Source organism: Pseudoalteromonas distincta, from assembly GCF_000814675.1.
Classification (GTDB): Bacteria; Pseudomonadota; Gammaproteobacteria; order Enterobacterales; family Alteromonadaceae; genus Pseudoalteromonas; species Pseudoalteromonas distincta.
The window spans coordinates 213978-229199 of record NZ_JWIG01000021.1 but is presented as its reverse complement, the minus strand read 5'-3'; the positions used below and the strand labels follow the sequence as shown (position 1 = coordinate 229199).

Genomic DNA, 15222 nt, shown 5'->3' with positions numbered 1-15222 from the left:
CTAGAATATGCGGCTTAATATTAAATAACGTACTTTACGGGAATAAAGAAATGACAAGTAACCAACAACGTGCTGAGCTTCAACGACAAATATGGGCTATTGCTAACGATGTGCGAGGTTCAGTAGATGGTTGGGATTTCAAGCAGTACGTTTTGGGTACTTTATTCTATCGTTTTATCAGTGAAAACTTTGTTAGTTACATCACAGGCGGTGATGAAAGTGTTAATTATGCGGCGATGTCTGATGATGATGAAAACATCAAGTTTGCAAAAGAAGATGCCATTAAAACCAAAGGCTATTTTCTTTACCCTAGCCAGCTGTTTAGCAATGTGGCGGCCAACGCACACAAGAACGAAAATTTAAATACTGATTTGGCCGCTATTTTTGCTGCAATCGAAAACTCAGCCAACGGCTATGATTCAGAAAAAGACATCAAAGGCTTGTTTGCGGATTTTGATACCACCAGTAATCGTCTGGGTAATACGGTAGAGGCAAAAAACAAACGCCTTGCTGCGGTATTAAAAGGCGTAGCTGGACTTAACATCACTCAATTTGAAGACAACGAAAACGATCTGTTTGGTGATGCTTACGAGTTCCTTATTTCAAACTATGCTGCCAATGCGGGTAAATCAGGTGGCGAATTTTTTACGCCTCAGCACGTTTCAAAACTGATCGCGCAGCTCGCCATGCATGGCCAAACCAGTGTGAATAAAATCTATGATCCTGCGGCGGGTTCTGGTTCGTTGCTGCTACAAGCCAAAAAGCATTTTGATGCGCATATCATTGAAGATGGTTTTTTTGGTCAAGAGCTCAACCACACCACCTACAACTTGGCGCGTATGAACATGTTTTTACATAACATTAACTACGACAAGTTTAATATTCAGTTGGGTGACACTTTAACCGAACCGCACTTTTTGGATGACAAACCGTTTGATGCGATTGTCTCTAACCCGCCTTATTCGGTGAAATGGATTGGTAGCGACGACCCAACCTTAATCAACGATGACCGCTTTGCGCCCGCTGGCGTATTAGCGCCTAAATCAAAAGCCGACTTTGCCTTTGTGCTGCATGCGCTCAGTTACCTGTCAAGCAAAGGCCGTGCGGCGATTGTTTGCTTTCCCGGTATTTTTTACCGCGGCGGTGCTGAGCAAAAAATTCGCCAATACTTGGTTGATAACAACTATGTTGAAACCGTTATTTCACTGGCACCTAACCTGTTCTTTGGCACCACCATTGCCGTGAATATTTTGGTGCTGTCTAAGCACAAAACCGACACCACCACCCAGTTCATTGACGCCAGTGGCGAGGCTTACTTTAAAAAAGAAACCAATACCAACGTTATCACTAATCAGCACATTGAAGACATCATGAAAGTGTTTGCCAGCAAAGAGAATGTGGATCACTTTGCTAAATCGGTTGATTTGGATGTTATCGCAGGCAATACCTACAATCTCTCGGTAAGCAGTTATGTGGAAGCGAAAGACAACCGCGAGCTAGTGGACATTACAGAGCTCAATGCCGAACTTAAAACCACCGTCGCTAAAATCGACGCGCTTCGCAGTGATATTGACGCCATTGTTGCAGAGATTGAAGGTGAGGAGCTTGAAGCATGAGTCATTTGAACTATTTAGAAAAGCTACTGGATGGAGAAATCTTAGAGTGGATTGCACTTGGCGACGTGACGTTAATCAAAACAGGGCAAGCAGTAAGCAAACAAGCCATATCAACTAATCCAGGCAAATATCCTGTGATAAATAGTGGCAAGGAGCCTTTAGGATTTATCGATAAATGGAATACTGACAATGACCCTATTGGAATAACTACCCGAGGGGCCGGTGTTGGTTCAATTACATGGCAAGAAGGAAAGTATTTTAGAGGGAATCTAAATTATTCTGTAACTATCAAAGATAGTGCGAACCTTGAAGTAAGATATCTTTATCACCTCTTACATCAAATGCAATCTGCTATTCAATCGCTGTGCACATTTGATGGCATACCCGCACTGAATGCTGGTAGTTTAAAAGGGCTGGAAATACCCATCCCATGCCCAAATAACCAAGAAAAATCGCTGGCAATACAAGCTGAAATAGTGCGCATTCTGGACGCATTTACCGCCATGACCGCCGAGCTGACCGCCGAGCTGACCGCCGAGCTTAACATGCGGAAAAAACAATACAACTACTACCGCGACCAGTTGTTGAGTTTTGAAGAGGGTGAAGTTGAGTGGAAGACGTTAGGTGAAGTCGCTTTAGATTTTGGTCGAGGAAAATCTAAACATCGACCTAGAAATGATCCTAGTTTGTATGGAGGTGATATACCCTTTATTCAAACGGGTGATATCAGAAATGCAACTCATACTATTCAAGAGTACAGCCAAACTTATAATGAACTCGGTTTAAAGCAGAGTAAATTGTGGCCTAAAGGCACACTATGTATCACTATCGCCGCGAATATTGCAGAAACATCTATTTTGGGCTTTGATGCATGTTTTCCTGATAGTGTTATTGGTTTCGTTGCAAATCCTGAGGAAACGAGCTCAAGTTACGTTGAATATTTACTATCCTCAATCAAAACGCAGCTAGAAGAAAAAGGTCAAGGGAGCGCACAAAGCAATATAAACTTGGGTACATTTCAGAACTTAAAGCTTCCGTTCCCTCCAATTACGGAGCAAGAGCGCATTGTCGCTATCCTCGATAAATTCGACGCTCTAACTAACTCAATCACCGAAGGTCTCCCCCGCGAAATCGAGCTACGTCAAAAGCAATACGAGTATTATCGTGACCTGTTGTTGAGCTTCCCGAAATCTTATTCAGATGAGGCCGCTTAATGAGTAAAACGCTAACGGAAATAGCAGAGTTGTTGCAAGCGTCCGACAAAAAGGTGCAGTTGATCTATGCCTTTAACGGCACAGGTAAAACGCGTTTGTCGCGTGAATTTAAAGAGATCATTGCGCCGAAAGACGATGGGCAAGATGCGCTTATTGATGCAGAGCAAGCGCCTCTGTCGCGCCACAAGATTTTATATTACAACGCGTTTACAGAAGACTTGTTTTACTGGGATAACGACTTAGATGCAGATGCAGAACCTAAGTTAAAAATCCAACCCAATACGTTTATCGATTGGATATTAAAAGTACAAGGTCAAGAGGCTAACATCACCAGGTTGTTTCAGCGTTATAGCAACGATAAGTTGACGCCTCACTTTAATGAAGACTTTACTCAAGTAACGTTTTCATTTGAGCGAGGAAATGCTGAAAGGGCACAGAATGTAAAAATATCTAAGGGCGAAGAAAGTAACTTTGTCTGGAGTATTTTTCATGGGCTTCTAGAGCAAGTTGTTAGGGTCATGAATAACCCTGATGAAGAGGATGATGAGAGCTTCAATCAGCTAGAATATGTGTTCATTGATGACCCCGTCAGCTCATTAGATGAAAACCATTTAATTGAACTTGCAGTTAATTTGGCGGAACTAATCAAGTTAAGCAAATCTGAGAAGCTTAAATTTATCATATCGACACATAATCCACTATTTTACAATGTGTTACACAATGAGCTTAATGCGAAAATTTGTTACTTATTGCAACGATTTGAAGATGGGACCTTTGATCTAAAAGAAAAAAAAGGTGGCGCGAATACCAGTTTTTCATATCACTTGTATATCAAGCAATTGATTGAACAAGCTATTACGAACAATGAAATACAGCGTTTCCACTTCAATTTGCTGCGCAACCTTTATGAGAAAGTCGCAGCATTTTTGGGGTACGCAGATTGGACAGCGTTATTACCCGAAAGCCGCGAGCTATACGCCAAACGAGTGATGCACTTTTATAGTCATCGTTCATTATCAAACGAAGAAGTTGCAGAACCTACCGAACCTGAGAAGCAGATTGTTAAGTTTCTACTTGAACATTTATTAAATAACTATGGTTTCAAACTGCAAGGAGAAGCCAATGCCTAACATCAGCCTACAAGATCAAACTTCTGAATTTTTACTTTACACCGCGCCTAACGGTGATGTGAAAGTAGAAGTATTACTCAGTGGCGAAACCATTTGGCTGACCCAAAAGCGTATTGCTGAATTATTTGGTGTGGGTGTGCCTGCTATTTCTAAGCATTTGAAAAATATTTTTGAAAGTGGCGAATTACAAGAAGAACTGGTTATTTCCATTTTGGAAAATACCACTGCACATGGTGCTATTGCTGATAAGACTCAAACAAAGCCAGTGAAGTACTACAACCTAGATGCCGTTATTTCGGTTGGTTATCGGGTTAATTCAGCGCAAGCCACACAGTTTAGAATTTGGGCAACACAGTTGATTAAAGACTACATCATCAAAGGCTTTGCCATGGATGATGAGCGCCTCAAGAATGGCCGTTTATTTGGTAAAGATTATTTTAAAGAACTGCTAGAGCGTGTTCGCTCTATTCGTGCCAGTGAACGACGCATTTATCAGCAGATCACCGATATTTTTGCTGAATGCAGTATTGATTACGATGCAAAATCAGAAACTACGCGTTTATTTTACGCCCACGTGCAAGACAAGTTTCACTTTGCGATTACCGGCCATACTGCGGCTGAAATTATTGCACTTAAAGCCGATGCCAGTCAGCCATTAATGGGTATGACAACTTATAAAAATGCACCTGAGGGGCGGATACTTAAATCAGACACTACGGTTGCGAAAAACTATCTGGCAGAAGATGAAATTAAAAAGCTCGAACGCGCTGTGTCAGCATTTTTTGATTACATAGAAGGTATTATTGAACGCCGTAATACTTTTACCATGGAAGCCTTCGCTGAAAGTGTGAATAAGTTTTTAGCCTTTAATGAGTACCAAGTGTTAGAAGGCTATGGCAATGTAACCCGCAAGGCGGCTGAGCAAAAAGCCCATGAAGCTTATGAGCAATTTAACAAACAACAAAAAATAGAATCTGACTTTGACCGCGAGGTTAAAAAGCTACTTGGGCATGGAAGTAAGAAAAAGGATGTAAACGAATGACGACTTATAAAACAGTGGCAGAATCCAATAATTTTATTGTTTTAGATAAATACACTAAAGACAGGAAAGTAGCAGAAAACTTTCAGAGCGAAGGTGATTTAGAGCGAGAGCTGATTCAGGACCTAAAAAATCAGGGCTATGAGTATTTACCTGCGCTAACCACGCCTGATGCCATGATGGTGAATGTGCGCAAACAGCTACAAGCGCTCAATAAAGTTGAGTTTACTGATGCCGAATGGGTTCGCTTTTGCGATCAGTACCTGAACACACCAAGCGACAATATTCTCGACAAAACCCGCAAGGTACACAGTGACTATATCTTCGATTTTGTCTTTGATGATGGCCATATAGAAAACATCTACTTGTTCGATAAGAAGACGATTGCTCGCAACAGAGTGCAGGTGATTAAGCAGTTTGAACAAACGGGAAGCCATGCCAACCGCTACGATGTGACGATTTTGGTCAATGGTTTGCCTTTGGTGCAAATTGAACTGAAAAAACGGGGTGTGGCGATCCGCGAGGCGTTTAACCAAATACATCGCTACAGTAAAGAAAGTTTTAATGCGGAGAACTCACTGTACAAGTTCTTGCAGCTGTTTGTGATCTCTAATGGCACCGACACGCGCTATTTTGCCAATACCACCAAGCGTGACAAAAACAGCTTCGACTTTACGATGAACTGGGCAAAATCTGACAATACGCTTATTAAGGATTTAAAAGATTTCACGGCTACTTTTTTCCAGAAAGAGACGTTGCTTGAAGTGATCTTGCGTTACTCGGTGTTTGACGTTAGCAATACTTTGTTGGTCATGCGCCCCTACCAGATTGCTGCCACAGAGCGTATTTTATGGAAGATAAAGAGCGCGTTTAACGCTAAAGATTGGGCTAAGCCTGAAAGCGGCGGGTATATTTGGCACACCACGGGTTCAGGCAAAACACTCACCAGTTTTAAAGCGGCACGTTTGGCAACCGATTTAGACTGTATTGATAAAGTCTTTTTTGTGGTAGACAGAAAAGATCTCGATTTTCAAACTATGAAAGAATATCAGCGATTTTCGCCTGATAGTGTGAATGGTTCAGACAGTACCGCAGGGCTAAAAAGCAACCTGGATAAAGACGATAACAAGATTGTTGTTACCACTATTCAAAAGCTCAACAATTTAATAAAGAATGAGAGCGATTTAGCGATATACAACAAGCAAGTGGTGTTTATTTTTGATGAGTGTCATCGAAGCCAGTTCGGTGAGGCGCAAAAAAACCTCAAGAAGAAATTCAAAAAGTACTACCAGTTTGGCTTTACCGGTACGCCAATTTTCCCTGAAAACGCCTTGGGTGCAGAAACCACGGGCGACGTGTTTGGCCAGCAGTTGCATACATATGTTATCACGGATGCCATTCGTGATGAAAAAGTACTTAAATTCAAAGTGGACTATAACGATGTTCGTCCGCAATTTAAGAGCATTGAGACTGAACAAGACGATAAAAAACTCAGTGCCGCCGAGAATAAGAAAGCGTTTTTACATCCCATGCGAATTAGTGAAATCTCGCGGTATATTCTGAGCCATTTTAACCAGAAAACTCATCGAGCCTATTCTGGTGCAAAAGGGTTTAACGCCATGTTTGCGGTCAGTAGTGTTGATGCAGCGAAAGCGTACTATGAAACCTTCAAAACATTGCAGGCCGAGGCAGAAAATAGCCCCACAAGTAAACCTCTGCGCATTGCGACTATCTTCTCATTTGCTGCTAATGAAGAGCAGGACGCCATTGGTGATATTTTAGATGAGAGCTTTGAAGTCAATGCCATGAATAGTAGCGCAAAAGAGTTTTTGAGCGCCGCGATTAACGATTACAACGCCATATTTAAATCTAACTACGGCGTAGACAGTAATGGCTTTCAGAACTACTACCGTGACCTTGCCCAACGAGTTAAGAACCAAGAAATAGACTTGCTCATCGTGGTGGGTATGTTTTTAACGGGCTTTGATGCACCGACGCTCAACACCTTGTTTGTTGATAAAAATTTGCGTTATCACGGTTTGATGCAGGCGTTTTCTCGCACTAACCGCATTTATGATGCGACTAAGACCTTTGGCAATATTGTTACCTTTCGTGACTTGGAACAGGCGACCATTGATGCCATAACCCTGTTTGGTGACAAAAACACCAAAAACGTGGTGCTGGAGAAGAGCTACAAAGAATACATGGAAGGCTTTAACGATATTGCTACTGGCCAAGCGCATCGAGGTTTTGTTGATATTGTAAAAGAGCTGCAAGAACGTTTTCCAAACCCAGAAAATATTGAAAAAGAACAAGATAAAAAAGAGTTTGCCAAGCTGTTTGGTGAATACCTCAAAGCAGAAAATATTTTACAAAACTACGATGAGTTTGCTGGATTAAAAGCACTGCAAAGCTTAGATATCAGTGATGAACAAGCTGTTAAAGAGTTCAAGTCAAAGTACTATCTGGACGATGCTGACATCGAGGCAATGCAAACCATCGATATGCCGAGCGAACGTGCTATTCAAGATTATCGCTCTACTTACAATGATACCCGTGACTGGTTGCGACGCGATAAAGAAGGTCAGGACAAAGATAAATCAACGGTAGACTGGGACGATGTGGTCTTTGAAGTTGATTTGCTTAAATCTCAAGAAATTAACCTTGATTACATTCTTGAACTGATTTTTGATCACAATAAGAAGAACAAGAGCAAAGAAGGCTTGATAGAAGAAGTTCGTCGTATGATTCGCGGTAGCCTTGGTAATAGAGCTAAAGAGAGCTTAGTAGTTGATTTTATTAACCAGACAAACCTAGATGAGATCAATGACAAAGCCAGCATTATCGACGCCTTTTTCAAGTTCGCTCAAGCAGAACAAAAACGCGAAGCCGATGCTATTATTGCCTCTGAAAAGCTCAATATCGATGCTGCCAAACGCTATATTGCGTCATCACTTAAACGTGAGTACGCCTCTGAAAATGGTACTGCGCTGAATGAGGCGCTGCCCAAACTTAGCCCATTAAACCCACAGTACCGAACCCAGAAGCAAACGGTTTTTCAGAAAATTGCCGCTTTTGTTGAAAAATTCAAAGGTGTGGGTGGGCAGGTTTAGGGGCGTAAATATATACAAACCGTACAGCATAAACCTGAGGTCGTAGTTAGACCGCAGTGGTACTACTGAGGTTAAGATGATTACTTATCAAACAGGCAATATTTTACATGATCAAGCTGATGCTATTATCAACACAGTTAATACTGTAGGGGTAATGGGTAAAGGGCTTGCTTTGCAGTTTAAAAAGGCCTTTCCTGATAACTTTAAAGTATACAAAAAGGCCTGTGATGATAAAAAGCTGGTAACAGGTGAAGTGTTAACTGTTGAGCTTAACTCTATTAATGCACCATTTTATATTATTAACTTTCCTACTAAAGCGCACTGGAAAGGTAGTTCTAAGCTTGAATATATAGAGCAAGGGTTGAACAGCCTAAAAGCTGAAGTAAAGCGATTAGGGCTTAAATCTGTCGCTTTACCAGCACTGGGAAGTGGTTTAGGGGGCCTAGATTGGCATGCTGTTGATTCACTTATACACAACTCTTTAAGTGAATTGCCAGATGTTGAATGGCGTGTATACCCGCCACAAAATGCTCCAACGGCCCAGGCGATGCCTAATAAAACTAAAAGACCTGAAATGACACTCGGTAGAGCCGCAGTGCTAGGTTTGATAGAACGTTATACCTCTACAGGGTTTGGTTATCGCTTATCGCTATTAGAAGTACAAAAGCTTGTTTATTTTTTAACAGCGGCAGGTGAGCCTTTAAACAAGGTGATATTTCAAAAACATCATTATGGCCCTTATGCCGATGTACTTCGCCATGTGTTAGATAAAATGGAAGGCCACTTTATTACTGGTTATGCAGATGGTATAAATAAGCCTGATACGCCTATAGAGTTAAAAGATGATGCGGCTATCGAAGCAATTAACTATTTGCAAGAATGCCCAAACACAAAACAACGATTTGATAAAGTAGCCAGGCTAATAGAAGGCTTTGAGTCGCAAAACGGTATGGAGCTGCTTTCAACTGTGCACTGGGTTGCAACGAATGAGCTAGAAGGCAATAGTATTACTGATGAAGAGCTTATAAATACAGTACATAGCTGGAATGCTCGAAAGTCACAAATGAAGCCCGCCCATATTCTTGCTGCTTGGAACAAACTAAAACAAGAGGACTGGTTGAATTTAAAAGCACAAACAGCTTAAAGCTATTTTAAAGGGAAGCGTGATGCTTCCCTTTTATGCAGTATTGCTGAACGATAAGGCCCAATCGGCTCAATATTCCCCAGCTTTATAGCTCTGACCTCTAGAGTTATACAAAAGCAGCTAACTTCACATTGTTACCTTTATAAAATACAATATAATAACGCTAATTATAAAGGACTGCATTGTGCGCATTCAGCATCTAATCATTTTTACTTTTCTTATCTTCATTGCATCTTGTAAATCTACTATGCAAGCGAGTTACTCTTCTCAAGTTGATCCTAACTTTAAGTTTTATACAGATACTTATATCGCTGTTTTTGCAGCACAAGGTGAGAATTTTAACACTCTTGAATCTAAATATTATATCGATCACGTTATTTACTCACTGAAGCAGAGAGGGTTTAAAAATGTATATTCCTATAAAGACCTTCCAGTACCTGGAGTTAACTTTGATGCTGTTGTTTATATTAACGTTAGTAAAAGTAATGGCTCATATCAGTATGAAACATCAAATTATGGTTTAATTGATAGTGGTTACTCTACTATCAATTGTACAGGTACTTTTTGTACTCAAAATAAACAAAAAACATTAGGTATAACAGGTAGTTCAACTAATACGGGATACTTCACTAATTACTACTTTTCTACAAATTGGTTTTCTGTAAATTCAGATGAAAAAATATTATTTAGTTTTTCCTCTTCAAGCCAAGAGGGTTGTTCAGATCGTGGCATGTATGAGTTTTTGATAGCACAGACAATAGATCGTTTAAATTTTAAAGAGCCGAAGGAATATAAATACTCGGTTGATATGCCATCTGAATATAGCTGCAATTACTAAGGAAGGTTGTTTTAATGGACAAGTTATTAGAAAAAATACCTTTTATTATAATGTTTGGTTTTGCCGCTACATTTGCTGTAATAGGCTTTATGGGTGATGGCTTTATAGGAGGTTTCAAAGGATGGTTTGGTGGTGTACTACTTAGTCTACCTATTATGATATTCATTATGATTTTAAGCAGCGATGTTAAATGGTACCTAAAATTTCCAAGTGCAATCATTGGAGCATTGTTATATCTAAACTATATTCTTGGTACGTTTAAAGGAATTTTTTAGCTAAGACTGTGGTTGGTATAGTGCTTTACTAATTTTTTATAGTTGGTATCTAAAGTTTATAAACCACTTTAAGTTTATCGTTTTTATTTTCTATGGGAGTTCAAGGCCGATTTTGTAGTAAACTATTTGCAGAAACGAAAGTACAAAAGCATAGTTTTACTTTTAGTACCCACATTAGTACCCATGGCCTACGGCCTGAAATTAAAGGTCATATAAATCAAATGAGTAGAGCAGGAATACAGTGGTTCCCTGGGCACATGAATAAAGCCCGCAATGAAATTAAAGAAATAATGCCACAAATGGATGTGATCATTGAAGTGCTTGATGCGCGCATTCCCTACAGTAGTGAAAACCCGATGGTGGCAACCTTGCGTGAAGGTAAGCCGGTCATCAAAATTTTGAACAAAGCTGATTTAGCTGATCCTAAAATGACTCAAATCTGGAAAGATTATTTTGAGCAAGAAAACGGTGTTAAAGCGATTTCTTTTGGGCATGATAAAGCAGCTGAAGTACACCGTATTAATGAGCTTTGTAAAAAGCTAGTGCCGCATAAAGTGGGTGCAGATAAGCAAATTAAAGCCATGATCATGGGTATTCCTAACGTGGGTAAATCTACGTTAATTAATGTATTGGCTGGGCGTATAGTTGCAAAAACAGGTAATGAGCCTGCTGTTACTAAAGCACAACAACGCATTAAGCTTGAAGACGGTATTATGCTTTACGATACGCCAGGTATGCTGTGGCCAAAAGTAGAAAACGAAAACTCAGGTTACCGCTTAGGCGCTACCGGTGCCATTCGTGATACAGCACTTGAGTATGAAGAAGTAGCAAGTTACACAGCTGAGTACCTATTGCGTGCATACCCTGAGTTATTAAAAGCGCGTTATAAAATAGATGAATTACCACAAAGTGATTGGGAATTTGTTGAAATGGCGGGTAAAAAACGTGGCTGTATTCGTGGTGGCAATCAAATAGACACATACAAAATGTCTGAAATACTAATCAACGAATTACGCGACGGTATCATTGGCCGTATTACTATGGAAACTCCGCAAATGCGTGAGGAAGAAGAAGTAATGGTTGCTGGTTTACGCGCTGCAGCAGAAGCTAAAAAAGCAGCTAAAGAAGAAGAGAAAAAACAACGCCGAGCACGCGCACGTAAAAACCGTCGTTAATTGATTTAGTTTAATTTAACCAACTAAATTACAGACATAAAAAAAGCCCGTAAGGGCTTTTTTAGTTTCATATCTACCGTCACCGATATGAGCAATGTAGCAAGTAAAATAGTAGGGCGGTTACTCATCATCAACATCAAGGGGCGTTGCGGTTCATAACAAGTAACCATAGCTGTTTACGTGCGCCACACGTTGTTTCAGGGTCGAGAAACAAATCAATTCATTCCTTAACAAGTGGTATGCAATCCGTCTTGTTGATATTGATTATCAGTTAGATCTAACTATCTGTCAATATCTAAATGCAAATAATTCTTATTATTGGTGAGTTTGTTTTTTATTCATATATAAATCGGCTAGTTAGCACTGACATTTAATAAAAATACTTACTTTGGTTGAACAATTAAGAATAAAAAATAGATGCTTAATACTTATTAAATAATTTGATATGGATTTTTATTATAAAAGCATTGCTTGTAAAACCTTAGCCCCTAAAGATCAACAGCCTTTAATTTATGGCTAAAAATATTCGTACTTAACTGGATATTTTAAGCCACTAACGCACTTTATTTGCTGTTATACGTAAATTAATCTGCTCCACTAGTACTTTATCCTGCTTGTTTAGACGCCCTACAATGAGCAAGAAATCACTACCGTCAGTTTTTATTACTTTAATGCTTGTGTTATCAAGTTTGGTTTTACCGTATGTGGTTTCTATTTTTTCTATGTCTTTAAAGTGACTAAGATCTGATTCAAGCTTACCGTCATCGTTTTTGTAGTAACTAAAAATATAGTTCTCGGTTATTCCGTTACCGTCTTCTCGGTAATCAAATACTGCATCGCTATAAAAATAAAGTATTTCTTCGTTTTCAGGTGTTAGGCGATTACGTTTTAAAAAGTGTACTTGGTAAGGCCATAAACTATCGCCTTTTATAATTGCAGCATTGGGTAAAATATTTACTTCTTGAAGTACGCCTAAAAATAATAGAGGTGCAAACGCAAGCGAGATTAAATACTGTCTAATTCGCCAGTATGAGTTGTAATGTAGGGCTTCTTTACTTATATCGGTTTGCTCAATGTAACTAACTAGGGGCAACCATAAAAATGGCATTATACAAATCACTATGGTTGCGTATTCGTCCATACGATAAGCAAAGGCGCTGGCAAGTACCATTAGCCAGAGTGTTAAGGCAGTCCAGTTAGGCATTACTCTATTTTTGTTTAACTGTTGTTGGCTGTGCTGTGCAAGTGCGCGATACAAAGGGTAGTACCATAAAAATGCAAATATACCTCGAGCAATAGGCATAATACTTGAGTTATCGCGCTCTTTAATGGCCTTAAAGTTACGATAACTCCAGTAGTTAACAAATATGCCTAAACTTAAAATACTGTAAATAATAAACTTACTTACAGATACAGCATAAAATGGACTATCTTCAAATTTAACTTTTTTTGCTGACTCTAATCGCCAATCGGCGAAAAAGAATATGAGCACTAAAATATAGCCAGCCAACAGATATTTAAGCCAGCTATAACCAAAGCTATCTAGCACATCAGCTGTTGTTTGAGGCGTTTCGCTCGCCTTTGCATATTTTAGAATAGGGTAATGAGTTGCTGATATTAACTTTTTACGCTGTGCTAAATAATCATCTATTTGATCCGCTTTAATATGATCTTGTTTTGCGTAATAGTTATAGCTCAGTGTTAAAACATTATCATTAAATTCAGTAGTTGTTTTTAGATTGAAGTAGTCGTTGTCAATTTCTTCTTGATCGCTATCAAATCCCCAACCTTTTTCTGCAAAATGTAGTTTTATTGTGGTGTTAATTATATTGGGGTAGTCAAAGTAAAGTGGGTCGGTACGATTTACCTGCTTTGGTTCGTAAACGCTATTTTGTATTTCACTCGCATAAAAACTAGCTTCGTAGCCTTCGTCTGTTTTTTCCCAAAATTCACTAATTAAATACGATTCTTTGGTTATTAGTTTGCCCGTTTTTTCTTGCTCACTAATTGCCATTGCTTCATTGATTGATAAGCCATTTAAAAAGCCTTGGTAATACTCGAAATAAGATTTAGCAACGCTATTTAGACCACTGCTGGCTATATTGTTTCTTCGGTTAATTGCTTCAAATTCAGCATAAGTGTACTGGGTTTCAAAACGTGATGGCTCAGATACTTTTTCAGCAATAAAAAAGTTATCCTCTACCGATACATTTGTATGTACAGGTTTTTGCGCCATTGAAGTTAAAGCGCTTTCACCTTTATCAATAATTAGGGCATAGCCATAATCAGGCTGTGCTAAATATTCGAGAGTACCTCGTTGGTAGCTAACCGTAGGGTCGAGCCAGTAGCGTCTTCCGTTTTGCTTAAGCGTAACAATAACGTGATTAAATACACTTGCTGAAGGTGGAAGTTCTTTTAAACGTTTGGTTTCCTCTGTATCAACTAGCGCAGGGAAGGCTTCTATATCCATCGCTTTTAATAACGAGATAAGCAGTACTGTTTTATCTTTGCAATCGCCGTATCGTAGCGAAAGCGTTTCTGAAGCTGACGTTGGTTGATGCGAGTTAGTGCCCATTTCAAGCCCTAAATATCGAACTTCGTCTTGGCTAAAGCGCAGTGCTGCGGCAATTTTGTCTGATGTTTTTGTGTGTTTTGCTTTTATTTCTTCAGCTACATCCAAAATGCTGTTTGGGGTTTCTATGGCTGATTGATAAAGCGGATATGCCCAGTTAACTACCTGACCCCAATCGTCAAACTCAGAAAAGTAAACTTGTGTATATGGGTCGTACCACGTTGGGGTTTGAGAATTCTGCTCCAGTAAAGGTTCTTCAAAAAGAGTTATAGAATAATCTTTGCCATATTTATTAAGCGTTTCTTGAATATCAGCTGCGCCGTTTATTGTATTTATATGTAGAGGTGTTTGTTTACCCCAAAGTACACGCATATTCTGTTGCACTACGGGTACCGACCAGTTCAGCGTGCGTCTTGTACTGAACTTATTAGCATATATAGGGTTGCTGCCTGTCACTGTGTAGCTGTAATCGAGTATGTCGCCACTGCGCATATCATCAATAATAATATTGAGTGATAAGCTACCATTATAAATACGCTCAGCTAACTCAGATTCACCCTGTATAACCGTCATTCTCGCGCTATCAAGCTTATCAATGTGCTCATTATTTCTGATAATCGTTAAGCTATTTAGCGTTAGCGACTCGTAACTTGGATCAAAATCGAGACTAAGCTGGCTTATATAATCAACACCACTTTGATTTAAAGCTTTCATAACCAAACGTGTATAGCGTTGCTGTTTTTGCCTGCTCGGTATATAGGATTGGTTATCGAGTAACAAATAAAGTGTGCCGTCACGTACCTTGGTTATGTCGGAATGCTTGGGTTGCTCAATAATATGTGTATTAACCCAATTAGCTGGTTTATCTATTTTATATTGCTGCGCAAAAATATTATGAGAGAAAAGTAATAAGGTAAGTGCAATTAGCCAAGAGCTGAGTCGAAGGAAGTTCCATTTCATTGTAGGGTCTTATAGTTGTTTTTATAAATACTATTGAGGGAATAATGTACCAAATTTAGGCTTTTTTGACAATGAGATGTTAACAACTTAAACGGTGAGCAGTTAATTACTGGTATATAAATAAACAGCTATGTAAGTGCAAAACG

Annotated in this window: 10 protein-coding genes; 9 read left to right on the top strand and 1 reads right to left on the bottom strand. The window is 39.4% G+C overall.

The features are described 5' to 3' along the window. The first annotated feature begins 50 nt into the window (after positions 1-50). The 9 genes from QT16_RS13385 to ylqF all read left to right on the top strand — a co-directional run bounded on the left by QT16_RS13385 (position 51) and on the right by ylqF (position 11544). Positions 51-1616, top strand: coding sequence for a type I restriction-modification system subunit M (locus QT16_RS13385; protein WP_039488700.1), 1566 nt, complete (start codon positions 51-53; stop codon positions 1614-1616). Beyond that, positions 1613-2830: a restriction endonuclease subunit S gene (locus QT16_RS13380; RefSeq protein ID WP_039488699.1), complete on the top strand. Its 1218-nt coding sequence runs from the start codon at positions 1613-1615 to the stop codon at positions 2828-2830. The genes QT16_RS13385 and QT16_RS13380 overlap by 4 nt, the downstream gene beginning before the upstream one ends. Continuing rightward, the gene (locus tag QT16_RS13375; protein ID WP_039488698.1) at positions 2830-3960 is read left to right on the top strand and encodes an AAA family ATPase; all 1131 of its coding nucleotides are present in this window, start codon (positions 2830-2832) and stop codon (positions 3958-3960) included. The genes QT16_RS13380 and QT16_RS13375 overlap by 1 nt, the downstream gene beginning before the upstream one ends. Next, positions 3953-5002: a virulence RhuM family protein gene (locus tag QT16_RS13370; RefSeq protein WP_039488696.1), complete on the top strand. Its 1050-nt coding sequence runs from the start codon at positions 3953-3955 to the stop codon at positions 5000-5002. Before QT16_RS13375 ends, QT16_RS13370 begins: the two co-directional genes overlap by 8 nt. Then, entirely contained in the window at positions 4999-8112 is a 3114-nt protein-coding gene (locus QT16_RS13365) for an HsdR family type I site-specific deoxyribonuclease (RefSeq protein ID WP_039488695.1), read from the top strand. Before QT16_RS13370 ends, QT16_RS13365 begins: the two co-directional genes overlap by 4 nt. 76 nt (positions 8113-8188) lie before the next feature. Next, complete coding sequence (gene darG / locus QT16_RS13360) at positions 8189-9256, top strand: type II toxin-antitoxin system antitoxin DNA ADP-ribosyl glycohydrolase DarG (protein WP_039488693.1); 1068 nt, start codon at positions 8189-8191, stop codon at positions 9254-9256. Positions 9257-9440: 184 nt separating this feature from the next. Then, complete coding sequence (locus QT16_RS13355) at positions 9441-10094, top strand: hypothetical protein (protein ID WP_152609344.1); 654 nt, start codon at positions 9441-9443, stop codon at positions 10092-10094. A gap of 14 nt (positions 10095-10108) precedes the next feature. Next, the gene (locus QT16_RS13350; protein ID WP_039488691.1) at positions 10109-10369 is read left to right on the top strand and encodes a hypothetical protein; all 261 of its coding nucleotides are present in this window, start codon (positions 10109-10111) and stop codon (positions 10367-10369) included. 221 nt (positions 10370-10590) lie between these two features. Beyond that, on the top strand, positions 10591-11544 hold the full coding sequence (ylqF, locus tag QT16_RS13345; protein ID WP_024595146.1) for a ribosome biogenesis GTPase YlqF: 954 nt from the start codon (positions 10591-10593) through the stop codon (positions 11542-11544). Positions 11545-12097: 553 nt separating this feature from the next. On the opposite strand, the gene QT16_RS13340 is transcribed toward ylqF, so the two are convergent. Further along, the gene (locus tag QT16_RS13340; RefSeq protein WP_039488690.1) at positions 12098-15076 is read right to left on the bottom strand and encodes a DUF3857 domain-containing transglutaminase family protein; all 2979 of its coding nucleotides are present in this window, start codon (positions 15074-15076) and stop codon (positions 12098-12100) included. Between the last annotated feature and the right edge of the window lie 146 nt (positions 15077-15222).

Bases quoted from the DNA above. Each gene is read 5' to 3' on its own strand.
- QT16_RS13385 (WP_039488700.1), top strand. From the start codon at position 51: ATGACAAGTAACCAACAACGTGCTGAGCTTCAACGACAAATATGGGCT.
- QT16_RS13380 (WP_039488699.1), top strand. From the start codon at position 1,613: ATGAGTCATTTGAACTATTTAGAAAAGCTACTGGATGGAGAAATCTTA.
- QT16_RS13375 (WP_039488698.1), top strand. From the start codon at position 2,830: ATGAGTAAAACGCTAACGGAAATAGCAGAGTTGTTGCAAGCGTCCGAC.
- QT16_RS13370 (WP_039488696.1), top strand. From the start codon at position 3,953: ATGCCTAACATCAGCCTACAAGATCAAACTTCTGAATTTTTACTTTAC.
- QT16_RS13365 (WP_039488695.1), top strand. From the start codon at position 4,999: ATGACGACTTATAAAACAGTGGCAGAATCCAATAATTTTATTGTTTTA.
- darG (WP_039488693.1), top strand. From the start codon at position 8,189: ATGATTACTTATCAAACAGGCAATATTTTACATGATCAAGCTGATGCT.
- QT16_RS13350 (WP_039488691.1), top strand. From the start codon at position 10,109: ATGGACAAGTTATTAGAAAAAATACCTTTTATTATAATGTTTGGTTTT.
- ylqF (WP_024595146.1), top strand. From the start codon at position 10,591: ATGAGTAGAGCAGGAATACAGTGGTTCCCTGGGCACATGAATAAAGCC.
- QT16_RS13340 (WP_039488690.1), bottom strand. From the start codon at position 15,076: ATGAAATGGAACTTCCTTCGACTCAGCTCTTGGCTAATTGCACTTACC.